Below are 25,058 nucleotides of genomic sequence, written 5' to 3'. Positions count from 1 at the left end.
CCCTCAGCGGCCGGGCTTTTTTACTGCCGTACGCCGGTAGCAGCGCATAATCTGACAAAATGTCCCGATTCCTGGCCCTGGCGTTGGCCATCGCATTGGTCGGCGGCTGCAGCGACGATCATGAGGCGCCTCCAGCTAGGCCCGCGGCGCCGAGCACCGCGACCAGCACCGCCGAGGAGGACCCGCCCGGTGCGGAGGCCTGCGCCGCCCTGGCCCAGGCGATCGAGGACTCCTCGCTGATGACGGCGGGCGTGGTCGACGGCATCGTCCGGGCCAGCGGGACTGCCGACGCCCCGGTCGCCGACGCGGCCGAGCGCCTCCGTACCGCGTACGGGAAAGCGATCTCCTCGGCCGGCACCGAGGGCGAGCCCGATGCCGTGGCCGCCGTCGGGGCTGCCGCCGCGGACATGTCGAGTGTCTGTTCGGACAGCGGGCTGCGGACCGTCGGGTGATCACCAGGACCGGTCGGGAGGGATCTAATCGGCGGCGGACCAGCGAGACTTCGAGATTCGTCAGTCGATTCGCGGTGTTTTACCAGCTAAGGCCGGTTCGTGTCCGGTGCGGGATCGCATCGGGCAGTGCATGATGCAGTTTCCCGGGCGGGGAGCCGAGAAGGAGAAACCGCGATGGCGCCGATCCATCACTTCGACCATGGGTTGATCACCCCTGTCGTCAGCTACGTTCTGTCCGTTCTGGGGTCGATGCTCGGCCTGACGTGCGCCGTGCGGTTCCGTACGGCCGCCGGCCGGGGCGAGCGCATCTGGTGGCTGGTGCTCGGGTCCGTCTCGATCGGCGGCACCGCCATCTGGAGCATGCACTTCGTCGCGATGATGGGCTTCGCCGTGGTCGGCACCCCGATCCGCTACGACGTCGGGCTGACCGCGGCCAGCGCGCTCCTGGCCGTGATCGCCGTCGGCGTCGGCCTGGCGATCGCGCTGCTCGGTAAGGGCGCGCAGAACGTCCGCATCATCACCGGCGGCGTCGTGGCCGGTCTGGGCGTCGCGGGCATGCACTACACGGGCATGGCCGCCATGAAGCTCAACGGCGAGGTGACGTACGGGATGACCCGGGTCGGCCTGTCGATCGGCATCGCCGTCGTCGCGGCGGCCGTCGCGCTCTGGCTCGCCGTCACCGTGCGCCGCCCCCTGGTGATCTTCGCCGCCGCGCTGGTGATGGGCGTCGCGGTCAACGGCATGCACTTCACCGGCATGACCGCCATGTCGGTCGAGACGCACCCGTCCAGCGGTCAGCTGCCCGGCGCGACCGCGAGCGGCATGCTGGTGCCGATCGGGCTCGCCGTGGTGCTCGGCATCATCGGCCTGGCGTACGCGCTGATGTCCGCCCCCACCGAGGAGGACCGCGCCGCCACCGCTTATCTGGCGCAGCGCCGCGAGGAGGCGGCCGCCCTGGCGCAGCGCCGCGAGGCGGCCGCCGGGCCCGGCACGACCATGGGCGGCGGCGGGCTCAGCTCGGGCTCCTGGACGTACCGGGACCGCTCCCAGCGCTGACTGCTGATATCCGACAGAAGGCCGGCCCCGCCCGAGGGGTCGGCCTTTTCTCTATTTGAAGACGGTTGCCGACTTGTGACCCGAGGTGAATTTTCGCACGTCCCGTGACGCGGAGTAATGATGATCTCCACGGAGCGATCGAAGTCGTCGCATTTGTCGGCCAGTTGTTACCGGTCCGTTTCCGAGTTCTCCCCCAGTGGTCCGATCGGCCGATATGAGGGGCCCGCACGGCGCGGGATCTTGCCTGCCTGTCATAGCCTAAACCGGATAGCCTCTTTCGCGGGACAGCGGGAGAGTTCGATCGAGTGGGGGCAACAATGAGCGTGGGCATCCTGGGTACCGGCTCTTATCTGCCGGCCGAGGTGGTCACCAACACCGATCTGGTGCGTCTCGTGCCGGATGCCGACCCCGAGTGGGTCAGCCGCAAGACGATGATTCAGGCGCGCCGGTTCGCCGCGCCCCACGAGGCCGCCTCCGACCTCGCCGCGGAGGCCGCGCGCGAGGCCCTGGAAAATGCCGGGCTCGAGGCCGTCGACATCGACTACCTCATCGTCTCGACCTCCACCGGTGACTCTCCGCAACCGCCGACGTCGACCCTGGTGCAGGACAAGATCGGGGCGAACCGGGCCGCCTGCTTCGACATCAACGTGGTCTGCGCCGGCTTCGTCTTCGGCGTCGCGCTGGCCAACAGCCTCGTCTCGATGAACCCGACCGCCAAGGTCCTGGTCATCGCGTCGGACATCTACTCGCGCATCCTCGACTTCGGCGACCGCCGCACGGCCGTGCTCTTCGGTGACGGCGCGGGCGCCGCGGTCGTCGGCGCGGTGGCCGAGGGCTACGGCTTCCTCGACGCCGAGCTCGTGTCGCGCGGCGAGGCCAGCAACCTGATCCACGTGCCCGGTGGCGGCAGCCGCCTGCCCGCCACGGCCGAGACGGTGGCCAACGGCGACCACTACTTCAAGATGAACGGCCGCGGGGTGCGCGAGTTCGTCAACAGCGGCGTCCCGCCGGCGCTCGAGGCCCTGCTCAAGCGGGCCGACGTCGCCGTCGACGAGGTCACCCACTTCGTGCCGCACCAGGCCAACGGCATCATGCTGGCCGAGCTGGTCGAGCAGGCGGGCCTGACCGAGGCCACGACCCACCTCACGCTCGACCGCTACGGCAACGTCGGCAGCGCCTCGGTGCCGGTCACGCTCGACGAGGCCAACCGCAAGGGCGCGCTCAAGGACGGCGACATCGTGCTGATGGCCGGCTTCGGCGGCGGCATGTCGGTCGGCGCCTCGCTGATGCGCTGGGGCGGCGCCAAGCGGTCCTAACGGGGCTGGATGAGCCAGTTCCACGCCCGCTTGAGCGTGTCCTGCAGGCCCTCGTCGGCCACTCGCGCCGACGGGTCCTCGCTGGGTTCCGGCAGGTCAGCGGCCGGCACGGTGAGAATCACACCGTGCTCGAACAGGCCGCTGATCTTGTCGGCGGGCGCGAACCGGTGACCCTCGCGGGTCTCGACGATCAGCCCGTGAAACAGATCGGTCTGGTCGTCGGCCAGCACATGCTCGACCTCACCGGCGCGCGCGCCCGACTCGTCGAAGACGGGTGTGCCGTCCTTGAGCACGAGATAGGCGACCGGAGCGCCGAGGTCCTCGGGAGCTTCGTTCGTGGTCATGCCCCACCCGTACCCCCAGGTGGGCCTGCCTAAGCTTGCCGCGGCCCGGGCAGCGTCGCGACCTCGCGATAGAACCGGTTGATCTGGCGCACGGTCGACTCGAAGTCGTCCAGCCCGAACGGCTTGGTCACATAGGCGTTGGCCCGATGCTGATAGCTGGCCACGATGTCCGGCGCGGCGCCCGAGGTGGTCAGGATCACCACCGGGATGGCCTTGAGCCCGTCGTCCGACTTGATCGCGGCCAGCGTCTCGCGCCCGTCCATCCGCGGCATGTTCAGGTCGAGCAGGATGAGATCGGGCCGGCTGGCCTGCGGATAAGCCCCCTCGCGGCGCAGATAGTCGAGGGCCTCCCGCCCGTCGACGACCCGCTCCACGTTCGCCCGGGTCTCCCCGTTCTCCAGGGCCTCGGAAATCATGAGCGCGTCGGCGTCATCGTCATCGACGACGAGGATCTGAAGGCTGCGCACGAAGGGCCCCTTTGGTTGCTGTGCCGCAAGCATAGGGGTACGCGGCGGCGGCAACTACGCCCGGGCGGAGGAATTCCCGCTCTCCGCGGGCTCGTCCTCAAACCATTGCCTGACCTGCGCGGGCGTCAAGTCGTAGCCGGTCGCCCGCGCGCCCGCCCAATTGACACCCACGAGCATCCCGTCCACCTCGAACCGCGGCAGCCAATCCTCGAGCCACTCATCCACGTCGACGGCGAAAACCTCGAAACCCCGATAGGCCGCCACCTGATCAACCACCCGCCCGGCCCGCGTCGGCTTAGACCAGAACGGCACCGCCCACACCGCCCCCACACTCGGGGCCGCCAGCCCACCGTCATCCCGAATGGCATAGACACGCCCCTCCCCGGCCGCCTCCCGCCGGAACGCCGCCCGGTGCGCCCCACTGAGCGACACGATGTCTCCCCTCTCCGGATGCCCCCCATGATTCCGCAGAGACCCGCCCCAACCAGCCAGAACATCCAAAGACCAACCCCTTGAACGTACGAGTTGTGGCCGCGCTCCAACCGCAATGGGGCGGCCCTCGCCGCTTCGCGCGACCCAGTCGCGACACCGGGCCGATGCGCGAGTCTCGCGTGGTTGCAACTCACCCCACCCCAGCCCCGCCACCCCGCCCCGCGCTGCCCGCGTTGCCCGGCCCCGGACCGCGCAGCGCCGCACCGCGACGCCCGTTTCGCCCGTGCCACCTCGCCGGTACCGCGCCGCACCAAACACCGCGCCGCCCCGCCGGTACCGCTCCGCCCCACCCGCCCGCACCGCACCCCGCTTTTCCGCCCGCGCCGTCCGCCCCGCGGCGCTCGCTTTGACCGCACCGCCGGCCACCGCCGCACCACCCAGCACTTCGGGCAGGGCGCCGTCAGCACCGTTGACGGCGCCCGCTCCGCCCGCCCTGCGCCGCTCGCTCTGACCGCACCGCCCGCGTCGCACCGCCCGCGTCACACCGTGCCGTCCCGCTGCTCCGCCCGTGTCGCGCCGCCCGCGCTGCCATGCCCCCCGCGCTGCGGCGCCCGCGCCGTCCCAGACCGCCCAGGGCCGCACCGCCCCGTCCGCGCAACTCCGCCCGCGCCGCCCGTCCCGCGCCCGCCACTCCGCGCCGTCGTCCCGCGCCGCCCGTCCCGCGCCGCCCGTCCCGCGCCGCCCGTCCCGCGCCGCCCGTCCCGCGCCGCCCGTCCCGCGCCGCGGCGTCCGGGCTGGCTCGGATGGTTTCGCTCTTGAGAATGTCTATAACCCCTGCATGACGAGCATTTTCTGGCGAATTCGATCTTGAATAGCGCGCACGCTCCCGGCCTAATTCTGTGGGGATCGGGTGTTTCGGTGGGTGGGCTGGACTGATGGCTGACCAACGTCAACTTTTCGGTTATGGGGGCTAAACACTTTGTACAGGAAAGTGGAAATTGTCCGGAAGGGCGTGGCGTAGGGGCGGCAGGATCCGGTGGTAGTCATATTGTCCGGTTTGTCGGGTGGAGCCCGGCCGGTCAGTTCAACAGTCACTGGAGGAATGCGATGAAGAACAGTCGACGTATCGGCGCGCTCGTGGCCATGGCCACCGCGGCCGTCGGCATGGCCACGGTGACCGCTACGGCGCCTGCTTCCGCGGCACCGCGGGGACCGGAGCCGGTCTCCAACTGGCTGGGCGCGGTCCGGGCCGACGCGGACAGCTGGGTCAAGATCTACTGGCGTACGGACCGTCCGATCTGCGACGTCGAGGTGCGCGTCAACGGCCGCGACGTCGACGTCGACTACCCGGGTCACCGCCGCTACACGTCCTTCACCCGCGGCGACTCGCTGCGCCCGGGCCGCACGGACTTCACCGCGGTCGAGGTCAACCCTGACTTCGACCGGGCCGGCATCGCCCGCCTGCGCGCCACGATCTCGTACGACCTGTGCGGCCGCCGCGACCGCACCCAGTACCGCTCGTTCGCCCTGTCCCTCCCGGTGCTGCGCGGCATCGGCCACAACGGCCCCGGCCGCCCCGGTGGCCCGGGTCGTCCCGACGGCCCTGGCCGCCCCGACGGTCCGGGTCGTCCCGACGGTCCCGGTCGCCCCGACGGTCCGGGTCGTCCCGACGGTCCCGGTCGCCCCGACGGACCGGGTCGTCCCGACGGTCCGCGCCCGAACAGCCCGGCCCCCACGACCCCGACCGCGACGCCGTCGACCACCCCGACCGCGACCGCCAGCCCGACGGCGACCGCGAGCCCGACCGCAACGGCGAGCCCGACCCGGACGCGCGGCAACGGCAACGGCCAGGGCGGCGACCGTGACCGCGACGGCCAGGGCGGCAACGGCGGCAACCGCGGCGACCGTGGCAACGGCGGCAACAACGACCGGGGCAACAACTAGCACCGGTTCGCACCGCCGGGCTCCGGGGCCACCGATTGTGTCGGTGAGCCGGGGCCCGTCCCGCGACCAGCCGGGCGGATGAGCGTGAGGGAACGCTCTGGCCGGAACGGGTCTACGGCCGTGAGGTCAGACGGCGCGGGACTGCTCAGTGAGGACTGGTCCTAGGTCGTACGAAATGGTTTGAAAGCTCTTTATCAGCACGAGTCCGAAATCGGCGTTATAGCATGATCAACGGTCGCGGCCGCGTACAGGGGTGCGGCTGGCCTACGGGAGGGACCGATATGAGCACGGGCCGCCGATTCGGAATCATCGCCGCTACGACGCTGGGCCTGCTGGCCGTCACCACGCCGGCCGCCGGCGCCGCCACGCGGGGCGAGACCGAGGCGCAGAAGAAGGCGAAGGGCCCCCGGCCGGTGAGCCGGATGCTGGAGGCCGTCGACGCCGGTGAGTCGTCGTGGGTGCAGGTGCGGTGGAAGACCGACGTCAAGGTGTGCGACGTCAAGGTAACCGTCCGGGACAACCGGCACATCGAGATCGACTATCCGGGGGACCGGGACTTCACGTCGTTCTCGCGCGGCGACACCCTCAAGCGCGGCAAGACCGACTTCACCGCGTTCCGGGTCGAGGCCGACTACGACCGCGACTCGTGGGCCCTGATCACCACCAAGATCAGCTACACCGACTGCACCGACGAGTCGCCGACATACACCAAGAGCACCGACCTCATGCTGCCCGTCCGGGCCTGAGCGCCGGCGCGGGAAGACAGCGGCGCACCAGGCGCCGGAACATAGTGGGCGCGGAGAACGAACCCGCGCCTGATGAACGCGGGGCGGCTCAGGCCCGCCCAGGACGAACGGCGACCCGATCGCCGCACATAAACACAGCGGCGCCCGGCCACGAAGGCCGGGCGCCGCTGTAGTGAGAGCTCAGGCCAGGGCGAGCGCCTGCGTGGCCTCGTCCGACTCCCGGCGCGCGTTCATGATCAGCGCGGACGGGTCGGTGAGCACCATCTCCATCGCCTTCGAGATCAGGTTGGGGTCGAAGGTCGACGCGTGGAACGTGGCCTCGAGGTGCAGCACGCCGTTCATCTCGCTGGTCGTCAGGCAGACGCCCTCGGGGCTGTTCAGCGTCGGGACGCTCAGGTTGACCCGCCACTCCGGCCCGACCGACCACGGCAGGTCGCCGAGCAGGTCGTGCCGGCCCTGGTTGCTGAAGGTGAGCCGGGGCCGCGGCGGGATGGCCAGCTCCGACGGATACGGGTCGGGCATGCCGGGCGCGCCGTCCAGAGCGATCTTGCCCTCGCGCAGCACCATCATCGTGAGGATGCGACCGGTGGCCAGCTCGTTCTTGATCGTCGTGTTGATCGACGCCGGGTCCATCATGTTCTGCGGGGACAGGTAGGGCCCCATGCAGAAGTTGCTGTCGATCCGGACGTCCTTGTCGAGGAAGCGCCGGCCGTCGGCCAGGAACGTCGCGCCGCCGGTGTCGGGCTTGAGGCCCAGCTGGTGCAGCGCGGCGGTGAAGGCCGCGAACGTGATCGCCGACGTGGTGACGCCGGGGGAGTATTCGTCGCGCCACTTGCGCATCAGCTTGAGCGTGGATGCCGAGCGCGCCGACCGTACGGTCAGGTTGGGCTGCCACTTGCGCATGCGGGTCTCTTCGGGCTCCGGCGGGCGGGCGAAGCTGATGCCTTCCTTCCACCGGGCGGGCTTGGTGCCGAACTGCTTCCACCAGGCCTTGGGCAGCGCCATCCGGTTGCGCTCGAGCGGCGGGATCACCGCGGCGCGACCCTGGCTGGCCGCCAGCACCAGCTCGTGCACCAGCGAGTTGACCGGGCTGGCGTCGCCGTACGCGTGGGACACCTTGATCGCGATGTAGCCCGCGCCGACCAGGATGCGGATCGGGTGGATGCCGCGCGGCTCGGACTGCAGCTTGCGGGTCATCCCGTCCATGTCGAGCGACCAGTCGCCGGAGTCCTGCACGGCGCGATGCACGAACTGCGCGAACTCGGCGCCGTTCATGTGCTCCCAGCGGGCGCCGACGCGGTCGAGCTTCGACACGGCCCGGTGCTTCGGGTCGGCCGCGTGCAGACCGATCAAAGCCCGCCGTACGCCGTCGACCGTCACGCCGTACAGCGGGCCGACGGTGCGGATGTATTCGAGCGGCAGCCAGGCCCGCTCGTGCAGCGTCATGACCGTCGTGTTGGCGCTGTCCCCGCGGCGCTTGGAGGTGCCGAAGACGACCCGCAGCACGGTCGGGGCGACCAGCACGGTCTCGACGCCCATCACGATGGCGACCCACATCACCAGGTCGGTCAGGCCGCCGGTGGTGCCGCCGTACCAGGCGGCGCCCAGCTCGGCGAGACCCGCGAACAGCGAGAAGATGCCGGCGCCGCGCACCCTGTCCTGCACCCGGGAGATCGCCATGAAGAAGTGCAGGAAGACGAACGGGATGTAGGTCAGCGAGAGCAGCCGCAGCGCGTCGCTGGCCGTCTCGGCGTACTGCGCGCCGAAGACCGACATGATCGGGTTGGCCAGCAGGAAGACCAGCGCCGCGACCGGCACGCCGCCGCCGAGGCAGATCATCAGGCCGACGCGGACCTTGGAGGTCAGCGCGCGCTTGTCGCCACTGGCCACCGCGAACAGCGTGAGCGCCACGTTGCCGGGCACCATCGCCAGGAACGACAGCACCATGAAGGCGGTGTAGAACGACGCGTTGGCCTCGGCCGACAGCACCGCGGTGACGACCAGCGGCAGGGACGCGCGCGGCAGGTAGGTCGCCAGGTTGAGCAGGTTGTGGTCGAAGGTCGACTTGCCCCGGCCCTTGAGCAGCGAGAACCGCGGCCGCGCGGAGTCGATGATGCGGCGGCGGCGCAGCGCGACGCTGAGGATGGCGGTCGACAGCACGATGCCGGCCACCCACGTGAGCAGCAGGAGGTTGCCGTCGAGGGTGATCGGGGCCAGGGCGAGGCCGCCCAGCAGCACCAGCTTGATCACCGAGAACCAGGCGTTGCGCATCAGCTGGAGGGGGCCCTTGAGCAGGCCGACCAGCGCCTCGTCGAGCACCAGGGTGATCGAGTTGAGGGCGATGCCGATGACCAGCAGCACCGTCCCGAGGGTGCCGCCGAGCGCCTCCTGCAGGCCGGGGATCCACAGCTGGGCGACGACGACGTAGACGATGCCGCCGACCGTGGCCGCGCTGCCCGCCACCAGCAGACAGGTGGTGATCAGCTCCCACTTGGGGCCGCGCAGCTGCGACAGGTCGGAGATCAGCATGGTGCCCATGCCGAACATGCCGATGGTGCCGATCAGCGTCATCGCGGAGACCGCCGCCGAGGCCTGACCCACCGCCTCGGGCGACGCCGTGCGGGCGGCGACCCACCAGAAGGCGAACCCGAACAGCGAGGTGATCGCCGTGGTGGCGATCAGCGAACCCGCGTTCAGGAACAGGTCGACGTGCCCCTTGAGGGCGGTCAGGATGGCGCTGCGCCTCTTGGCCGGCTGAACCGAGCCCTGCGGTGCGGCGACCTGGGTCGCGGTCACAAAGCCTCCCCATGGAACGACGAGGAAACAGTAGTTACTCGCCGGTTTGGATGGCTACGGGAGAGTGGCCGAATCTTCGCGTACCGTCCGGTATGGACGATCAATGAAGCGGCGGATCCGGTTGGCCGTTCGGTCGATGTCCGGGGCCGGTGAGGTCCCAGATGAATCATCCGCCACTTTCGCAAAGATCGACTGTCACAGTGCGTGACGTGGATCATCACAACCAACCCGCTCGTTTGAACCGCCAGAAGAGGCCACTACAGACGAGAACAACTATCACAATCGTCACCGAGAACCCATAGCGGGAGTCGATGCCGGGCATATTCGTGAAGTTCATCCCATAAATCCCGGCGCCCACGGTCGGGACGGCGGCGATGGCGGCCCACGCGGCGATCATGCGCATGTCGTTGTTCTGCTCGAGTGTCACCTGGGTCAGCCGGGCCTGCAAGATCGAGTTAAGTAAGTCATCGAAACCGGCCACACGATCAACTGCCCTGGCCAGGCGCCCGCGGACATCGACGAGGTAGGGCCGCAGGCCGTCCGGCACGACGGTCAGGTCGAGCAGCCGGGCCAGCGGTTCCTGCAGCGGCAGCACCGCCCGCTTGAGCTCGACCATCTCCCGCTTGAGCTGATAGAAATGGGCGATATCGGCGGAGTGGCGGGTCGCGAAGGTCTCCTCCTCGAGCCGCTCCAGATCGTGCTCCACCTGCATGGACACGTCGAGATAGGCATCGACGAGCCGGTTGGCCACCGCGTAGGCGACGGCCCACGGCCCGGCCCGCAGCAGGTCGGGGCGCTTCTCGATCTCCTGCCGCACCGGCCACAGAGCGCCCGCCGCGCCGTGACGCACGGTGATGGCGAACCAGGAGCCGATCAGCAGCGTCACGTCGCCGGTGTCGATCACCTCGCTCGTCGCCGTCAGCTCCGCGTGCTCGACGTAGCGGGCCGTGCGCAACACCAGCCGGGTCACGTCGCCGTTCGTCTCGACCGCCGGCCGGTGCCCGCCCTCGACCGCCTGCTCGACCAGCAGCTCGTGCAGGCCGAAGACGCCGGCCACCGTGCGCATCGTGGCCAGGTCGGGCTCGTGCAGCCCGAGCCAGAGGAACTCGCCCCGATGCCGCTTCGCCTGTGCGAAGTGGACCGCGCCCGGTTTGCGAAGCCCGGCGCGATAGATGGCGCAGTCGACCACCGCGTCCGGATTGCGGCGACGCGGTGGCCGGTCGACGGCGGCCGGGCGGGGCGAGACGATCCGCGCCAGGAGCTTGAGCATCCGCCGAAACTAGCGGTCCTAGTCCGAGTTGCGCATCGCCCGTACGCCCGCCCACAACCCGAGCGCTGCCGTGGCGCCCGCGGCGATCACACCGGCCAGCGTGGCCGAGGTCCAGATGTCGCCGCCGAACAGCGCCCGCTCGGCATCCACGACGTAGCTCAGCGGGTTGCCCTTGGCCAGCGCCCGCAGCCAGCCGGGCCCGTTCTCGATCGGCAGCAACACCCCGGCCAGCAGCAGCAACGGGAAGATCAGGGTCTGTTGCACGGTCCAGAACAACCACTCCTGGTTCTTCGAGGCCAAGGCCAGCGTGTACGACAGGGCGCCGAGCCCGATGCAGAACGCGGCCAGAATGATCAGCCCCAGCAGCGCGCCGGCCAGGTTGAACCGGAACCCGAACGGCACGCAGACGGCCACGATCAGGGCGGCCTGCGCGAACATCGGCACGATCTCCTTGAGCGCGCGCCCGATCAGCAGGGCCGGCCGCCGCAGCGGCGTCACCAGCATCCGCTCGTGCGAGCCGGTCTGAATCTCGAAGAGCAGGTTCGAGCCGGTCATCGACGACGCGAACAGGCAGGACATGACGATGATGCCGGGCACGAACCACTGCAACGAGTCGTCCGGCAGCAGCGGGGTGAACAGCCCCAGGAAGACCAGCGGCTGCACCATCGCGAAGGTGATCGTGAACGGGTCGCGCAGCACCGGGCGCAGCTCGCGGCTGAAGACGGTGCGGGTGTCGGTGATCAGCGTGGTCATGGCTCAGACCTCCACGAGTTCGCGGGTCTCGGCGGTGCCGCCCTCGCGCAGGCTGCGACCGGTCAGCTTGAGAAAGACGTCGTCGAGCGTCGGCCGGGTCACCTCGACCTCGACCGCCGGGCTGCCACCGGCCCGCAGGTCGTCCAGCATTCCGGTCACCCGCCGCGGTGCCCCCTGAGTCGAGATCAAAAGCCGAGTTCCTTCCCGTACGGGATGAAGCCCGCTCAAAGTCGACGCGGCGCTCGCGGCATCCGCCTCGTGGCCGAACCCGAGCGTGATCAGATCGCCGACGTGCTCGGCCTTGAGCCGCTGGGGGCTGTCGTCGGCGATGATCCGCCCCCGGTCGACGACGATCACCCGCTCGGCCATCGAGTCCGCCTCGTCGAGGTAGTGGGTGGTCAAGACGATCGTCGTCTCGTGCCGGGCCCGCAGGTCGAGGATGTGCTCCTGCAGGTTGGCCCGGTTCTGCGGATCCAGCCCCGTCGACGGCTCGTCGAGAAACAGCAGGTCGGGCGCGTGGATCAGGCCCATCGCGATGTCCAGCCGGCGGCGCTGGCCCCCGGAGAGGCTCGAGACCTTCCGGTCGGCCACCTCGGCCAGGCCCAGCGACTCGATCAGGGTGGCCGCGCGCGCCCGGGCGTCCTTCACCCCCAGCCCGTACGCCCGGCCCTGGCTGATCAGCTCGTCCCGGCCCCGCTGGCTGTGGCCCGCGCCGTTGCCCTGCCCGATGTAGCCGATCCGCAGCCGTACCTCACGCTGCTGCCGCACCACGTCGAACCCGGCCACCCGGGCCGTCCCCGACGTCGGCGGTATCAGCGTCGTGAGCATGCGTAACGTCGTCGACTTGCCGGCGCCGTTCGGCCCGAGCAGCGCGACCAGCTCACCCGGGGCGACGGTGAGATCGATGCCGTCGACGGCCCGTACGTCCTTGAAGTGCTTGGTCAGCCCCTGTGTCTCAATCATGTCTTCAAGCTAGGGTCGTTTGCGGCCACTTTCTGACCTCAATGCGGCGGAGTCTGAAGTCATGGCGAACACGAGTGCCCGGATGCTGCGACTGCTCTCCCTGCTGCAGACCCACCGCTACTGGCCGGGCTCCGAGCTCGCGGGCCGGCTCGACGTCAGCCCGCGAACCCTGCGCCGCGACGTCGACCGGCTGCGCGACCTGGGCTATCCGGTCGACGCCAGCCGCGGCGTGGCCGGGGGCTACCAGCTGCAGGCGGGTGCGGCCGTGCCCCCGCTGCTGCTCGACGACGACGAGGCGGTCGCGATCGCGGTCGGCCTGCGCACGTCGGCGGTGGCGGGCTTCGAGGAGACCTCCGTACGGGCCCTGGCCAAGGTGATCCAGCTGCTGCCACCCCGGCTGCGCCGCCGCATCGACGCGCTGCGTGCGGTGACCGCGCCCGGCGCCTTCGGCGGCGGCCCGACCCTGGACGCGGCCGTGCTGACCACCCTCGCGATGGCCTGCCGGGGCGAGGAACGGCTGCGCTTCGAATACACGCCGCGCGAGGGCTCGTCGTCGACGCGCTACGTGGAACCGCACCACCTCGTGCCGATCGGCCGCCGCTGGTATCTGGTGGCGTGGGACCTCGACCGCGGCGACTGGCGCAGCTTCCGCGTCGACCGCATGGCCGCACCCGAACTGACCGGCGCCCGCTTCCGCCCCCGCGACATCCCCGGCGGCGACCCGGCGGCCTGGCTGCGCTCCCGCATGTCAAAAATCCCGGCCCGGTACGACGTCTCGGTGGTGCTGCAGACGCCGGCTGCTTCGCTGCGCGCCTTCGTCGGCCAATACGGCGCGGTGGACGAACTGACCGACACATCCTGCCGAATGCACATGAACACGGACGACCTCGGCTGGCCGGTCATGGTGCTGGGCGTGATGGGCGTGCCGTTCACCGTCGAGTCCCCGGCCGAACTACGCGACAGCATCCGAACCACAGCCGAAACCCTGCTCCGCGGCGCCACCACAGCCCCGGAAGCCGCCTAGCCCCGTCCGCGTCACGTCGCCCAGTCCAGCCCGGCCCCGCCGCGACACGCCCAGCCGCCGAGCATCTCTCCGCGTCGCCGCCACGCGCGCCCTGCCATCTCTGCCGTCGCGGGTGTCCGGCGCGACGACTTTGGACGGATCGGCGCCCCCGTGGCGCCGATCCGCATGAATGAAGCTATCGGTCCCCTCCGACACTTTTCCGAGCCGCATAAGCCGAGACCTATATAAGAGTTGACGGATATCTTGGTGGGCCGGGACGGCCGGAAAATGTCAGGGGGTCCGGGCAGAATCTGGCCCATGACGACGATCGGTGCGATCTTCCTGCCGAGCAACCCACCCGAGATCCTGCGCTCCGTCGCCCAGGCCGCCGATCAGGCCGGCCTGGAGGAGCTGTGGATCTGGGAGGACTGCTTTCTCAACGGCGGCCTCACCGCCATGACCGCCGCCCTCGCCTCGACGGAGCGACTGCGCGTCGGCGTCGGCATCATGCCGGTGCCGTTCCGCAACGTCGCCTCGCTGGCGATGGAGCTGGCCACGCTCGGGCGCATGTTCGGTGAGCGGGCGCTGCCCGGCATCGGCCACGGCGTTCAGGAGTGGATGGGCCAGGTCGGGGCCCGCCCGGCGTCGCCGCTGACCCTCCTGCGGGAGTATGCGACGGCCCTGCGCGCCCTGCTCTCCGGCGAGACGGTCACGGTCGACGGGCGCTACGTCAAGCTCGACAACGTCCGGCTCGACTGGCCGCCCGAGGTGCCGCCGGTGCTCTCGATCGCGGCCGGCGGCCCCAAGACGATCGCGCTGGCCGGCGAGGTGGGCGACGCCGTCGTGCTCTCCGGTGGCACCACCCCGGCCAAGGTCACCGAGGCGGCCAAGGCGGCCCCCGACGCGCAGATCGTCGTGTTCGTCCCGGCGCTCACCGGCCCGGGCGCGGCCGAGAAGCTGGCCCGCGACGCCGAGGTCTACAAAACCGACTATCCCGGCCTGTCCGGCTCACCGGCCGAGATCGCGGCGGGGGTGACCGAGTTCGCAGCGGCCGGCGCGAGCAAGGTGATCCTGCAGCCGGTGCCCGGCGAAGACCCCGCGGCTTACGCCCGCTGGGTCGCCGAGGAGGTCAAGCCCCTGGTCGGCTGAGCCCCGTCCGCATAGCGGCCGCGCCCATGGCTGCCCGACCGGCGCGAGCTGCACATGGTCCGCGGCGGCGGTCGCGCTGCTCGGCCGACGGGGCGTCCCACCCGCGCCACCCCGTCAACCCGCGTGCGGCTCGGGTGGTCGGGGCCGGGGTGCACGGGTGGGTATGACTCTGGTCGCGAAGGCGGGTTCGGCACGAAGAGTTTCGATAGCCTCGGCCGATGTGCCTCGGGTGAGTTCGGCCGGGGCGATGCGTAGTGGGAGCGGTTCGCGGGGGCGGGTCGCGGCGGAAAGGTGCGGCGGGATGCGGTACGTGGCGATCGGGGACAGTTTCACCGAGGGTGTGGGCGACGAGCAGCCCGACGGCTCGGTGCGCGGGTGGGCCGACCTCGTCGCCGCCGGGTTGGCTGCCGGGACGGGTGAGACGGTGCAGTATGCGAACCTGGCGATCCGGGGCCGGCTGCTCGGGCCGATCGTTCACGAGCAGCTCGAGGCGGCGCTGGCCCTGTCGCCGCGGCCCACGATGCTGACGCTGGCCGGTGGCGGCAACGACATGATGCGACCCGGTGGCGACATGCAACGGCTGGCCGGGCTGACCGAGCAGGCCGTCCGGCGCTGCACCGAGGCCGGCGTGCGCATGGTGTTGCTCAGCGGGGCCGACCCGTCCGACCGCCTGCCCATGGGCAACCGCATGCGCCGCCGCGGCGAGGAGCTCACCCAGTCGGCGATCGCGCTGGCCAAGCGGTACGACATCACGCTCGTCGACGCCTTCCACGACGCCGAGCTCCGCAAGCCCGGTTACTGGTCGGCCGACCGCCTGCATCTCAACACGGCCGGGCACACCCGGGTGGCCGGCCTGGTGCTCAACGCGCTGGGCTACGAGCGGGCCGCGCACGTGATCGATCCGGGCCCGGCCGAGGCGCGCCGGGTGCTGGCCGAGGCTCGCTACTACCGGGAGCACGTGCTGCCCTGGCTCACCCGCCGCATCCGGGGGCAGTCGTCCGGCGACTTCCGTACGGGCAAGTTTCTCGACTGGGCCGACGTCAGCCCGGCGTGAATCAGGGCAGCGCCCGGCGGCGGATGTGGTCGTTGTGCCACTCGCTGCCGACCAGGAAGCGCTTGGTGCCGACGATCTCGAAGCCGTTCTTGGCGTAGAACTTGGCCGCCCGTACGTTCTGCTGGTTGACGCCCAGCCAGCAGAACGCGGCGCCCGTCTCGCCCGCCGCGGCCAGGGTGTCGGTCATCAGCGCGGCGGCGGTGCCCGAGCCGTGCTGCTCCGGCGCCACGTAGCACTTGCTCAGCTCGACGCTGACCCGGTCGTCGATCACCGCGGCCACGTCCGGATCCTGGATCGGGCCGCTGACGAGCATCGAATAGCCCACCGGTACGCCGTCCCGCAGCACCAGCAGCAGGACGCGTCCCGGGTCGGCCAGATAGCCCTGGAAGCTCGCTACTGACAGGTGGGTCGCGACGAACGCGTCGATGTCCTCCTGCCGGGTGCCGGGCGGGCAGGCCAGGCCGAATGTCCGTCCGGCCAGATCGTGCAGCATTTCGGTGTCGGCATCTCCGGCGCGACGGGTCGTGATCGACATGGAAAGACAGTTTATTGTTCGTCATCGTGAGCGCTCCCACGATGAGACAACTCGGTGACGTCATTCCGCTGCCCGTGTCGGTCCGGCCCGACGCGACCGCCGACTTCCGGGTCACCGCCGGTGTGTCGGTGAGCGCCGCCCCCGCGGCCGCTGCCGTCGCCGACGAACTGGCCGGGCTGCTGCGCCGGGTCACCGGCTTCCCGGTGCCCCGCGACGAGGACGGCGCGATCCGGCTGCGGCTCGACGAGACCGTCGACGAGGCGAAGTCCCCGGAGTCGTACCGGCTCGACATCGCGGCCGACGGCGTGACCCTGAGCGCGCCCGCCGCGCAGGGCCTGTTCGCCGGCCTGCAGACGCTGCGCCAGCTGCTGCCCGAGACGGCTGTCCAGGTCGAGGTCGTGCTGCCCGGTGGGCGGATCGAGGACGAGCCGCGCTTCGCCTACCGCGGCACGATGCTCGACCTGGCCCGGCACTTCTACGGCCCGGCCGACATCCGGTCCTACATCGACACGATCGCCCAGTTCAAGATCAACCACCTGCACCTGCACCTCACCGACGACCAGGGCTGGCGGCTCGAGATCGAGGGTTGGCCGCGGCTCACCGAGGTCAGCGGGGGCGAGGGCACCGGGATCGACGGCCAGGGCCCGGGTTTCCTCACCGCTCGGGAGTATGCGGACCTGGTGGCGTACGGGGAAACGCGGTTCGTCACGATCGTGCCCGAGATCGACTTGCCCGGTCACGTCAACGCCGCTCAGGTCGCCTACCCCGAGCTGACCTGCGACGGCGAGCCCGTGCAGCCGCGCACCGACGCCGAGGTGGGCTATTCCTCGCTGTGCGCCGACAAGGAGGAGACGTACGCCTTCGTCGAGGACGTGATCCGGGTGGTGGCCGGCCTGACCTCCGGCCCGTTCCTGCACATCGGCGGCGACGAGGCGCTGAGCACGACGGCCGAGGACTACCGGACGTTCATGACGCGTGTATTGCCGCTGGCCGGAAAATACGGCAAGCGGGCGATCGGCTGGCACGAGATGGCCGCGGTCGAGCTGCCGCCCAGCGCGGTCCCGCAGTATTGGCGGATCGAGCCCGCCGACGACGGTGTCGCCCGGGCCGCCGAGAGCGGACATCAGGTGATCATGTCGCCGGCCGACCGCAGCTACCTCGACATGAAGTACGACGAGTCGAGCCCGCTCGGCCTGGACTGGGCGGGCCTGCTCGGGGTCGAGCGCTCGTACGAGTGGGACCCGGCCGACCGCCTGCCCGGCGTGGGCGAGGAGTCACTGCTCGGCGTCGAGGCCCCGCTGTGGTCCGAAACACTGCGCAGCCTGGCCGACGTGGAGTACATGGCGTTCCCGCGCCTGGCCGCGATCGCCGAGATCGGCTGGACGCCCCGGGCCGACCGTTCTTGGCCGTCGTTCCGCAGCCGGCTGGCCGAGTTCGGGCCCCGCTTCGCGGCGCAGGGCGTCAACTTCCACCGCTCCCCGGAGATCGACTGGAAGTAGCCCGGCTCGCGACCGTGCCCAAATCTCGCCGCCCCGAGATCGGCGCGGTACGCGATCACGCCTGGTCGCGCGGCCGGCTCATGGTTTCGCGATCACGCCGGGGTTGCGCGGCTGCGAGGTCGGCTCTTGGTTTCGCGATCACGCCGGGGGTTGCGCGGCTGCGAGGTCGGCTCTTGGTTTCGCGATCACGCCGGGGGTCGCACGGCCGCGAGGTCGGCTCATGGTTTGCGATCACGCCTGGATCCCGCAGCGGCGAGATCGACTCGGAAAATGTCCCGCAAATCACGGCCCGACGCCTGTGGATAAGTCGATTTGCCGGGTTTGCGGGGCGTATTTTCTTGGCCAGCCCCCTGTGGTGCGGTGGGGAGGGCCTATTGGGGGACGACGATCTCGATTCCGCTGCGGGGGCGGGCCGGCACGCGGCTCAGGTCGATGCCCGTGTTCTGCGGCGGCATGTAGTAGTCGAGCTTGGCCAGCCGTTGCGCCAGCGTCCCCAGCACCGCGACCGTGATCTTCTCGCCCGGGCAGCGGTGGCCCGCCCGTGGGTCGCCGCCGCCCTGCGGGATCAGCTCGAATTCCCCGACCGGCCGGTCGAGGAAGCGTTCCGGCCGGAACTCGTACGGCTCGGGCCAGACCCGCGGGTCGTGGTGCTGCCCATAGACGTCGAGCAGCACGAGCGTGCCCTTCGGGATCTCCGTACGCTGGAAGTGCAGGTCACGGCGGGCGCGACCACCCAGGAACGGCGCGAACGGATAGAACCGCCGCACCTCCTGCACGAAGGCCAGCGTGTAGTCCTCGTCGCCGGCCCGAAGGCGGGCCCGCGTCCCGGGCCAGCGGTCGAGCGCGTGTCCGGCGAACGCCACGAGCCATGCCACGGCCGTCGTCGGGCGGATGATGTTGATCAGTTCGACGGCCGCGCTGCGCGAGTCGAGCAGATAACCGTTCTCGAGGTGGTGGGCGATCCGCGACACCGGGTTGTCCGTGGGTTCCTGCCGGCGTGCGGTGTCGATGAGTTTGGCCAGCTGCCGCTCGCGACGCAGCCGCGCGATCCGGGCCCGCAGGTGACGGGGCCCCAGCGTCGCGAAGCCGTCGACCATGGCCACCAGGTCACCGGCCAGCCCATCATCATCCGGTACGCCGGTCCACCGCGCCGCCGCGTCGGCGAGCACCCGGGTCGTCTCGTCGAAGAGCGACACCGGGCCGCCGCCGCGCCAGCCGTCGGCCGCCTCGTCGAAGATCTTGCCGGCCAGCGAGGCCAGCGTGTCGACGCCGTCCTCGTGCATCAGCAGCTCGACGAACAGCGCCTTGCGGGTGCGGTGGGCCTCACCGTCGAGCGTGTGCACGCCCCGGCCGAACAGCGTGTCGACCACGGGGGCGGGCAGGGCTGTGTGCCGCTCGAGGTGTCCGCGGTCGTAGAAGAACCGGGCCGCGTCGGGGCCGCTGATCGCGACGGCGGGCTGCCCGCCGAACCGCATCGGCACGGGCCGGCCGTGGCTGCGGCGGCGAAGGTCGGGGAGCCAGGCATACCCCTTCGTCCCGAACGCCAGGGTCTGGTCGAGAAGCGCCATACAGTCCGTATCCCCCCGCGTGACTGCGCGAAACAGGCTCAAAAATCTTCCTTATTTTTCCCGCTGTCGGACTCCGCGTCTGCGGTTTCCGTCGGAGGGCCGTCCTACCCTTAGGCCCTGTCTCGCAGTTGGGGCGGGGCTGCGGCAGGGCCCAGATCCCGCCTGGCGGCGTCCCGGGAAAGCCAGGTTCCAACACCGGGAGCCAGGCTTCCCCGGGCCACCACCAGACGAAATCTGGACCCGGCCTCGCACCCACCCCAACTGCGAGACAGGACCTAGGCGCGCGTCGATGAAATGGGGGCAAGGTGCGACCAGGCTTGAGGTCCGCGGCGATGCTGGCCGGCTTCCTGGCGGTGGCCTGGGCGCAGGTCGCCGCCGTCCTGGTGGTCGTGCTGCTGGTGCTCGAGCCGCTGCCCGGCGAGTTGGCCCTGCAGGTCGCGGTGCCGCTGGTGATCGCCGTGGCCGGCCTGCTCTGGTGGGCGACCGTGCGCGCCCTGCGGCTGCGCCGCCCGCTCCCGGCCGGGGTGCCCGTGCTGCGCCAGCACGCGCCCGCCCTGTGGACGATGATCGACGACGCCGCCCTCGCCGCCGGGGTGAAGCCGCCCGCGGGCGTGACGATCGTGGCCGGTGCCACCGCCACCGTCGCGCAACGGCTGCGCCTGGGCGGTCTGGCCGGCGGTCCCCGCGAGCTCTATCTGGGCCTGCCGCTGCTGCAGGCGTGGGACGAGTCCCGCGTCCGGGCGGTGGTCGCCCACGAGCTGGCCCACGGCTCACCGGCGCTGGGGGGCCGGTTCGCCCCGATGGCCCGGCGCGGCCGGCTGGCCCTGGGCCGGATCGTCCCGCGCATCCCGCGCCGCAGCCCGGCCGGCCCGCTGCTCAGGGCGTGGGCCCGGTGGTACAGGGCGGTTGACACCCCGTTCAGCCACGCGCAGGAGCTGGCCGCCGACCGGGTCGCGGCCGGTTTCGCGGGTCCGCACGCCGCGGCCGCCGTGCTCCGCGACGGCCCCGCCCTCGAGGCGATGCAGCAGCTCTTCCACGCCGAATATCTCAGTCCCGGCTGGCAGACCGGTCTCGTGCCCGACGACGTCTTCGGCGGCTTCCTGCGGATGCTGGCCGCCCGCGGCGACGACATGACCGCGTTGCGGGGCCGTGAGCCCGAGCCGCCGGGGGAGTGGGATCCGCATCCGCCGTTGGCCGAGCGCCTGGCCGCGCTGGCCGAGATCACCCCCGAGGGGCCGGAGCAGCCCGGCCGGCCGGCCGGCGAGCTGGTGCCCGACCTGCCGGGCCTGGGCCGCGCGCTGCAGGCGGTCGCGTTCCCGGTCGGCGCCCGCGCCGTCGTCGGGTGGGACGAGTTCTTCGGCGTGGCCCGCATCGCCGAGATGGAGCGCGAGGCCGACGCGTCGCTGCGGGCGCTGTCCCGCGCCGCCGGCGCGCCGGTGACCGGGGCGGCCGACGTGCTCGACCTGGCCGCCGACGGCCGCCTGCGCAAGGTCGCCGAGACGGTCTTCGACGACCTGCCGGCCGACGAGGTGTCCGGGCGGATCACCGACCTGATCGCGCTCCTGCTGGCGCTGGCCGCCCTGCACAGCGGCGTGGCCCGCTGGCGGCACAGCTGGACGGGCACGGCCGAGCTGGTCGTGATCGACGGGTCCTATCTGGAGCTTCAGGAGCCCGCCGAGGCCGCCGGCGACCCGGCCACGGTCGGGGAGGTCCGGGCCTGGCTGACCTCGATCGGGGTCGACCTCACGGCGTCGGCGTCGACCGCGCGTCACCACTCGGCCCGCGTCCCGGTGCTCGGCGGTGTGGTCGGCGTGCAGGTCGACGGCGCCCGCACCGACCTGCTGGTGCTCGAGACCGGGCTGTTGCTCGTGCCCGCGCTGCCGCGCACCCGCCATCACGAGTCGAAGCGCCGGCTGACCCGGCTGGCCACCGACGGCGTCCTGCCCGACGGCTCCCCGGCCCCCGAGCCCGCTCCGGCCGCCACCGCCACCGCCACGGCGACATTGGAGAAGACCGACAACCGGTTCGTGCCGTTCGCCGACGTCGCCACGGCCTCGGCCACCCGCAACGGCCGCCGCTCGTGGGAGATCAACCTGCGCGACGGCGGCACCCTGACCGTGCGCTCCACTCTGGACTCCGAGGAGCTGCCCGGCGGCTGGGCCGCCCTCGACGACGCTGTGGCGTTCCTCACTCGCACCCGCTGAGCCCGCCCATCATCAAAGTGAACTGCTCGCGCCGGCGGTCCGTGCTACTTGGCGGGCGGGGTCGCATAGGCGACCAAAGAGTGAACGATTCGTCACGTGAGGTCACAATATCCATGTGGAACGTTCGCTTTACCGCTCCCGATAACGGGTAGAGAAAATCCCGAAGCCGGCGGGATGATCCCAATGAGGCGGGGAGGCCAGACATGGACCGGGGGCCATTGGCGCTGTTCGGCGCGATCGTCGCGGTCGGACTCGGCCCCGCGTTGTGGATGGGCGTCCAGCTCGGCGCGATCGACGGCGACAGCCCGGTCCGTCCGCCCGTGGTGCGTGAGCAGGGCACGACCGAGAAGACCGGCCAGGAGCTGCTGGGCGGCACCGGCGCGGGCGAGCAGACCGGCACGAGCCCGGCCACCGAGCCACGCGGCCACGTCATCCCGCTGACCACCTCACCCTCGGCCAAGCCGTCGCCCAGCGCCAGCTCCGAGCCGGCGCCGTCCACCACGTCGCCGGCGGCCGAGCCGACCACGACGACCAAGACGCCGAGTTACCCGCCGACCGAGTCCACGACGGAGCCGACGAGCGAGCCGTCCGAGACCGGTGAGACCACCGAGCCCCCGGTCGACGAGGAGACGAGCCCGCCCGCGACGCCCGGCGACGACGTCCCGGACGAGGACGGCACCTACGCGGGCTTCGCCGGCGAGCGTTCCGGCAAGTAGGTCGTGGCCAGCCCCCGGGCCGTCGCCTCGAAGCATTCGCGCAGCTCGGGCGGGTCGAGCACCTCGGCCTCGGCGCCCAGCTTGAGCAGCTCGATGTGCCCGTGCTTGATCGACTCGATCGGCACCCGGGTGACCAGCAGGCCCGAGTCGTCGGGCGGCCCGGCCTCGGCCCGCGCGACCCGCGACATCTCGGGCGGGAAGACGTACGCCATCCGGGTCAGCGCCGCGGCCGTCATCCGGACGGTGGCCGTCGCGGTGTAGACGCTCTGCTCGTAGCGCTCGGTCCACTCCCGCCAGAAGCCGGCCAGATCGAAGTCGGCGGGCCGCGACGCGGTCTCGTCCAGCAGCTCCGCCTCGAGGATGCTCGACACGCGATAGGCGGTGGTCCTGGCGCCGGCGGCGGCCACCAGATACCACCGTCCGGCCTTGAGCACGACGCCCAGCGGGTGCAGCGTCCGGGTGACCTCGCGCGGCGTCTTCCAGCGGCGGTAGCGGACCTCGAGCACGCGCCCGCTCCACACCGCGTCGGCCACGACCGACAGGTAGGGGGTCGGCTCGTCGCCGCGGAACCACCCGGGTGCGTCGAGATGAAACCTTTCCCGTACGCGGTCGGCCCGGTCGGCGAGCTCGCCCGGCAGCGACGCCCGCAGTTTGAGCTGCGCCGCCGCCAGCACCGACCCGAGGCCCAGTTCGGCGGCCGGACCGGGCATCCCGGCCAGGAACAGCGTGCCCGCCTCGTCCGAGGTCAGCCCGGTGAGCCGGGTCCGATAGCCGTCGAGCAGCTGATAGCCGCCGGCCGGGCCGCGGTCGGCATAGACCGGCACGCCCGCCGCCCCGAGCGACTCGACGTCGCGATAGACGGTGCGCACCGAGACCTCGAGCTCGTCGGCCAGGTCTTGCGCCGTCATCCGCCCACGGGTCTGCAACAGCAGCAGGAGCGAGAGCAGACGGTCGGCGCGCACACCTGAACGCTAACGCCGAAGGGGGAGCCGGCGGCTCCCCCTTCGGTTCACGGTCTGCTCAGAGAGCGGTCAGGCGGTTGATGATGTCCCGGTACGCGCGCAGCTCGACCCGCAGCTTCTCGGTGTCGTCGGCGTTGCCGCCCAGGCTGTCCCGCTGCGACTTGAGCGCGCTGGTCAGCTTGTCGACCGCCTCCTCGACCAGCTGGGCGGCCTCGGCGGTGGCCTCCTTGGGCTCGTCGACGAAGCGCAGCTGGATGTCGCGGAACCGCTCGGCGAACGAGTCGCCGTCCGGCAGCAGCCGCTCGCCGGTCTTGCCCGAAGCCGCCGGGCTGGAGGCCGCTGGGGCAGAGGCCGCCGGGGTGGTCGCCGGCACGGCCGCGGCCGCGGCGACCGGCGTGGCGGTGGGCTGGAACTCCTCGCCGTCGCGGTAGTCGTCCGCCTTGCCGTCGTCGAGCGGCAGGTCGGTGGCCGGGTCGACCGCCTTGGGGCTGTCGAAGGTGCCGTCGTCCTTGAGCGCCTTGTCCTCGTCGACCTTGTCCTCGTCGACCTTGGCGTCGTCGGTCTTCGCCGAGTCGGCCGTGCTGATCACCTGGGTGCTGTCGGAGTCGCCGGCGTGCGTGCCCCGGTAGTCGCCGTCCTCGACGACGGTCCCGTCCGGCCCGTACGTCGTGGCGGTCTTCGACGACTCGTCGAAGCCGTCGCGATCGGCCGGGGTGGAGGAGGCCGGGACGGCGTCGGTAGACGTGTCCCCGGAGGCGGAGGCGGAGGCGGAGGCGGGGGCGCTCTCGCCAGGGGCGTCGCTCCACGGCGACCCGGCGCGCTGCGGCGGCACGACCGCCGGATCCGTCGCCGCCCGGTCGCGGTCGTTGATCTCCTGGGTCTCGTTCTCTTTCTCGTTCGAGAAGAACTTCATCGCGGTGGCTCTCCTAGCGGCTGGTGTCGCGGGCGGGGGCGTCGGGCTCGCCGGCAGCCGTACGGGAGTCGGCGTCCGTGCGAGGAGCGGGAGCCGTGCGAGGAGCGGCGCCCGGGTCGTCCGAAGTGGACGTGGGAGTAGTAGTACCAGTCGGAGCCGGAGAGGTGGTGCCGATCGACGGCACCGGGTCGGTTCCGAGCAGGTCGGCGAAGAGCGCCCGATAGTGCACCAGCGCCTGCCGAAGGTCCTCGGTGGTGGTCTCGCCCGCGCTGTTGCGCCGGCTGATCTCGTGCGCCTTGCGGTAGTGCTCGAGCGTGCGCGCGTGCTCGACGGAGAGGTTGGCCAGCCGCTCGTCGTACTCGCCGGTCGGGTAGCCCCGCTCGGCGATCAACCGGGTGACCAGTTCGTCGGCCGCGGTGACGGCTTCCGACGGGTTGTCCACGAACTGGATCTGAACCTCTTCCCAGTTCGCCGCGTACGTGCTCTGCGCCTCGGGGGAGAGCGGCTTCAGCTCGAGCGAGGCGTGCCTCTTCTCGCGTTCGCGAAGCTCCTTCTCGCCCTCGGTGCGACTCCCGGAGTCGGCGACCACGCGGTCGTACTCCGGTCCGAAGGTGTTCTGCAGCTGCTTGCGCCGTACGACCTGGACGCCGTACACGACCGCGGCGATCACAACCAGGATGACGACGATCAGGATGATCGTGGCTGTGGTGGACATCGGGCCTCCTCTTTCCGCCCTCCGGTATTCCCACCCACCGGGTCCCGTCAATCCCCTCCCGCGGATCCGGTTTCGCTGATCCCGAGTCCGGCCGGGCGGGCGATCCTGAGTTCCGCTCGGTAACCGCCTGGTCACAGTGTCATAAGCACGACCGGCCGATGCATGCCAATCTCACCGGTTAAAAAGGACTTAAGCGAGTTT

At 71.1% G+C, this 25,058-nt stretch carries 23 protein-coding genes; 11 read left to right on the top strand and 12 right to left on the bottom strand.

What is annotated here, in order from left to right; translation table 11 throughout:
• Positions 1-59 precede the first annotated feature (59 nt).
• The 3 genes from JKJ07_RS39770 (at position 60) to JKJ07_RS39760 (ending at position 2,824) form a co-directional block, all read left to right on the top strand.
• Positions 60-452: a hypothetical protein gene (locus tag JKJ07_RS39770; RefSeq protein WP_202997180.1), complete on the top strand. Its 393-nt coding sequence runs from the start codon at positions 60-62 to the stop codon at positions 450-452.
• A gap of 174 nt (positions 453-626) precedes the next feature.
• On the top strand, positions 627-1,508 hold the full coding sequence (locus JKJ07_RS39765) for an MHYT domain-containing protein (RefSeq protein WP_202997179.1): 882 nt from the start codon (positions 627-629) through the stop codon (positions 1,506-1,508).
• Positions 1,509-1,825: 317 nt separating this feature from the next.
• Positions 1,826-2,824 (top strand): 3-oxoacyl-ACP synthase III family protein, encoded by a 999-nt coding sequence (locus tag JKJ07_RS39760; protein WP_202997178.1) that lies wholly within the window; start codon positions 1,826-1,828, stop codon positions 2,822-2,824.
• On the opposite strand, the gene JKJ07_RS39755 is transcribed toward JKJ07_RS39760, so the two are convergent.
• The 3 genes from JKJ07_RS39755 to JKJ07_RS39745 are packed head-to-tail and all read right to left on the bottom strand — an operon-like array spanning position 2,821 to position 4,067.
• A complete protein-coding gene (locus JKJ07_RS39755) occupies positions 2,821-3,168 on the bottom strand; it encodes a PRC-barrel domain-containing protein (RefSeq protein WP_202997177.1) in 348 nt (115 codons plus the stop codon). The two genes, JKJ07_RS39760 and JKJ07_RS39755, sit on opposite strands and share 4 nt — an antisense overlap.
• A gap of 29 nt (positions 3,169-3,197) precedes the next feature.
• Positions 3,198-3,635 carry a response regulator gene (locus tag JKJ07_RS39750; RefSeq protein WP_307834644.1) on the bottom strand — a complete coding sequence of 146 codons (438 nt, stop codon included), beginning with the start codon at positions 3,633-3,635 and terminating at the stop codon, positions 3,198-3,200.
• A 54-nt stretch (positions 3,636-3,689) separates the two neighbouring features.
• Positions 3,690-4,067 carry a DUF2750 domain-containing protein gene (locus JKJ07_RS39745; RefSeq protein ID WP_202997175.1) on the bottom strand — a complete coding sequence of 126 codons (378 nt, stop codon included), beginning with the start codon at positions 4,065-4,067 and terminating at the stop codon, positions 3,690-3,692.
• 1,107 nt (positions 4,068-5,174) lie between these two features.
• Between JKJ07_RS39745 and JKJ07_RS50630 the strand changes: the two genes are divergently transcribed.
• Both JKJ07_RS50630 and JKJ07_RS39735 read left to right on the top strand, forming a co-directional pair.
• Positions 5,175-6,011, top strand: coding sequence for a hypothetical protein (locus JKJ07_RS50630; RefSeq protein WP_236030764.1), 837 nt, complete (start codon positions 5,175-5,177; stop codon positions 6,009-6,011).
• A gap of 281 nt (positions 6,012-6,292) precedes the next feature.
• Entirely contained in the window at positions 6,293-6,757 is a 465-nt protein-coding gene (locus JKJ07_RS39735; RefSeq protein WP_202997173.1) for a hypothetical protein, read from the top strand.
• A gap of 180 nt (positions 6,758-6,937) precedes the next feature.
• On the opposite strand, the gene JKJ07_RS39730 is transcribed toward JKJ07_RS39735, so the two are convergent.
• The 4 genes from JKJ07_RS39730 to JKJ07_RS39715 form a co-directional block, all read right to left on the bottom strand.
• Complete coding sequence (locus tag JKJ07_RS39730) at positions 6,938-9,553, bottom strand: lipopolysaccharide biosynthesis protein (protein WP_202997172.1); 2,616 nt, start codon at positions 9,551-9,553, stop codon at positions 6,938-6,940.
• A gap of 217 nt (positions 9,554-9,770) precedes the next feature.
• A complete protein-coding gene (locus tag JKJ07_RS39725; RefSeq protein ID WP_202997171.1) occupies positions 9,771-10,823 on the bottom strand; it encodes a magnesium and cobalt transport protein CorA in 1,053 nt (350 codons plus the stop codon).
• A gap of 18 nt (positions 10,824-10,841) precedes the next feature.
• Positions 10,842-11,576 (bottom strand): ABC transporter permease, encoded by a 735-nt coding sequence (locus tag JKJ07_RS39720; RefSeq protein ID WP_202997170.1) that lies wholly within the window; start codon positions 11,574-11,576, stop codon positions 10,842-10,844.
• Positions 11,577-11,579: 3 nt separating this feature from the next.
• A complete protein-coding gene (locus JKJ07_RS39715; protein ID WP_202997169.1) occupies positions 11,580-12,539 on the bottom strand; it encodes an ABC transporter ATP-binding protein in 960 nt (319 codons plus the stop codon).
• A 61-nt stretch (positions 12,540-12,600) separates the two neighbouring features.
• On the opposite strand from JKJ07_RS39715, the gene JKJ07_RS39710 reads away from it, so the two are divergent.
• The 3 genes from JKJ07_RS39710 to JKJ07_RS39700 all read left to right on the top strand — a co-directional run bounded on the left by JKJ07_RS39710 (position 12,601) and on the right by JKJ07_RS39700 (position 15,745).
• Complete coding sequence (locus JKJ07_RS39710; RefSeq protein WP_236030679.1) at positions 12,601-13,563, top strand: helix-turn-helix transcriptional regulator; 963 nt, start codon at positions 12,601-12,603, stop codon at positions 13,561-13,563.
• Positions 13,564-13,860: 297 nt separating this feature from the next.
• Entirely contained in the window at positions 13,861-14,691 is an 831-nt protein-coding gene (locus JKJ07_RS39705; RefSeq protein ID WP_202997168.1) for an LLM class flavin-dependent oxidoreductase, read from the top strand.
• A 301-nt stretch (positions 14,692-14,992) separates the two neighbouring features.
• A complete protein-coding gene (locus JKJ07_RS39700; RefSeq protein ID WP_202997167.1) occupies positions 14,993-15,745 on the top strand; it encodes an SGNH/GDSL hydrolase family protein in 753 nt (250 codons plus the stop codon).
• Between the two features lies 1 nt (position 15,746).
• Here the strand turns inward: JKJ07_RS39700 and JKJ07_RS39695 are convergent, their stop codons facing one another.
• Positions 15,747-16,280 (bottom strand): GNAT family N-acetyltransferase, encoded by a 534-nt coding sequence (locus JKJ07_RS39695; RefSeq protein WP_202997166.1) that lies wholly within the window; start codon positions 16,278-16,280, stop codon positions 15,747-15,749.
• Positions 16,281-16,306: 26 nt separating this feature from the next.
• On the opposite strand from JKJ07_RS39695, the gene JKJ07_RS39690 reads away from it, so the two are divergent.
• Positions 16,307-17,779 carry a beta-N-acetylhexosaminidase gene (locus JKJ07_RS39690; protein WP_307834643.1) on the top strand — a complete coding sequence of 491 codons (1,473 nt, stop codon included), beginning with the start codon at positions 16,307-16,309 and terminating at the stop codon, positions 17,777-17,779.
• 371 nt (positions 17,780-18,150) lie between these two features.
• Here the strand turns inward: JKJ07_RS39690 and JKJ07_RS39685 are convergent, their stop codons facing one another.
• Positions 18,151-19,347, bottom strand: a complete 1,197-nt coding sequence (locus JKJ07_RS39685) for a cytochrome P450 (RefSeq protein WP_202997165.1) — start codon at positions 19,345-19,347, stop codon at positions 18,151-18,153.
• Positions 19,348-19,664: 317 nt separating this feature from the next.
• On the opposite strand from JKJ07_RS39685, the gene JKJ07_RS39680 reads away from it, so the two are divergent.
• Both JKJ07_RS39680 and JKJ07_RS39675 read left to right on the top strand, forming a co-directional pair.
• Entirely contained in the window at positions 19,665-21,551 is a 1,887-nt protein-coding gene (locus JKJ07_RS39680; protein ID WP_236030678.1) for a M48 family metallopeptidase, read from the top strand.
• A gap of 203 nt (positions 21,552-21,754) precedes the next feature.
• A complete protein-coding gene (locus tag JKJ07_RS39675) occupies positions 21,755-22,267 on the top strand; it encodes a hypothetical protein (RefSeq protein ID WP_202997164.1) in 513 nt (170 codons plus the stop codon).
• On the opposite strand, the gene JKJ07_RS39670 is transcribed toward JKJ07_RS39675, so the two are convergent.
• Genes JKJ07_RS39670 through JKJ07_RS39660 form a run of 3 tightly spaced genes read right to left on the bottom strand, consistent with a single transcriptional unit; the run spans position 22,231 to position 24,857 of the window.
• Positions 22,231-23,229 carry a helix-turn-helix transcriptional regulator gene (locus JKJ07_RS39670; protein WP_202997163.1) on the bottom strand — a complete coding sequence of 333 codons (999 nt, stop codon included), beginning with the start codon at positions 23,227-23,229 and terminating at the stop codon, positions 22,231-22,233. The two genes, JKJ07_RS39675 and JKJ07_RS39670, sit on opposite strands and share 37 nt — an antisense overlap.
• Positions 23,230-23,287: 58 nt before the next feature.
• The gene (locus JKJ07_RS39665; protein ID WP_202997162.1) at positions 23,288-24,142 is read right to left on the bottom strand and encodes a hypothetical protein; all 855 of its coding nucleotides are present in this window, start codon (positions 24,140-24,142) and stop codon (positions 23,288-23,290) included.
• A gap of 13 nt (positions 24,143-24,155) precedes the next feature.
• Positions 24,156-24,857, bottom strand: a complete 702-nt coding sequence (locus tag JKJ07_RS39660) for a hypothetical protein (RefSeq protein WP_236030677.1) — start codon at positions 24,855-24,857, stop codon at positions 24,156-24,158.
• Positions 24,858-25,058 lie beyond the last annotated feature (201 nt).

Origin of the sequence: Paractinoplanes lichenicola, from assembly GCF_016785085.1 — a bacterium.
GTDB lineage: Bacteria > Actinomycetota > Actinomycetes > Mycobacteriales > Micromonosporaceae > Actinoplanes > Actinoplanes lichenicola.
Note: the sequence above shows the minus strand (reverse complement) of the source record. Positions and strands in the feature narration are given on the sequence as shown.

Bases quoted from the DNA above. Each gene is read 5' to 3' on its own strand.
- JKJ07_RS39770 (WP_202997180.1), top strand. From the start codon at position 60: ATGTCCCGATTCCTGGCCCTGGCGTTGGCCATCGCATTGGTCGGCGGC.
- JKJ07_RS39765 (WP_202997179.1), top strand. From the start codon at position 627: ATGGCGCCGATCCATCACTTCGACCATGGGTTGATCACCCCTGTCGTC.
- JKJ07_RS39760 (WP_202997178.1), top strand. From the start codon at position 1,826: ATGAGCGTGGGCATCCTGGGTACCGGCTCTTATCTGCCGGCCGAGGTG.
- JKJ07_RS39755 (WP_202997177.1), bottom strand. From the start codon at position 3,168: ATGACCACGAACGAAGCTCCCGAGGACCTCGGCGCTCCGGTCGCCTAT.
- JKJ07_RS50630 (WP_236030764.1), top strand. From the start codon at position 5,175: ATGAAGAACAGTCGACGTATCGGCGCGCTCGTGGCCATGGCCACCGCG.
- JKJ07_RS39735 (WP_202997173.1), top strand. From the start codon at position 6,293: ATGAGCACGGGCCGCCGATTCGGAATCATCGCCGCTACGACGCTGGGC.
- JKJ07_RS39725 (WP_202997171.1), bottom strand. From the start codon at position 10,823: ATGCTCAAGCTCCTGGCGCGGATCGTCTCGCCCCGCCCGGCCGCCGTC.
- JKJ07_RS39720 (WP_202997170.1), bottom strand. From the start codon at position 11,576: ATGACCACGCTGATCACCGACACCCGCACCGTCTTCAGCCGCGAGCTG.
- JKJ07_RS39715 (WP_202997169.1), bottom strand. From the start codon at position 12,539: ATGATTGAGACACAGGGGCTGACCAAGCACTTCAAGGACGTACGGGCC.
- JKJ07_RS39710 (WP_236030679.1), top strand. From the start codon at position 12,601: ATGGCGAACACGAGTGCCCGGATGCTGCGACTGCTCTCCCTGCTGCAG.
- JKJ07_RS39705 (WP_202997168.1), top strand. From the start codon at position 13,861: ATGACGACGATCGGTGCGATCTTCCTGCCGAGCAACCCACCCGAGATC.
- JKJ07_RS39700 (WP_202997167.1), top strand. From the start codon at position 14,993: ATGCGGTACGTGGCGATCGGGGACAGTTTCACCGAGGGTGTGGGCGAC.
- JKJ07_RS39695 (WP_202997166.1), bottom strand. From the start codon at position 16,280: ATGTCGATCACGACCCGTCGCGCCGGAGATGCCGACACCGAAATGCTG.
- JKJ07_RS39685 (WP_202997165.1), bottom strand. From the start codon at position 19,347: ATGGCGCTTCTCGACCAGACCCTGGCGTTCGGGACGAAGGGGTATGCC.
- JKJ07_RS39675 (WP_202997164.1), top strand. From the start codon at position 21,755: ATGGACCGGGGGCCATTGGCGCTGTTCGGCGCGATCGTCGCGGTCGGA.
- JKJ07_RS39665 (WP_202997162.1), bottom strand. From the start codon at position 24,142: ATGAAGTTCTTCTCGAACGAGAAAGAGAACGAGACCCAGGAGATCAAC.
- JKJ07_RS39660 (WP_236030677.1), bottom strand. From the start codon at position 24,857: ATGTCCACCACAGCCACGATCATCCTGATCGTCGTCATCCTGGTTGTG.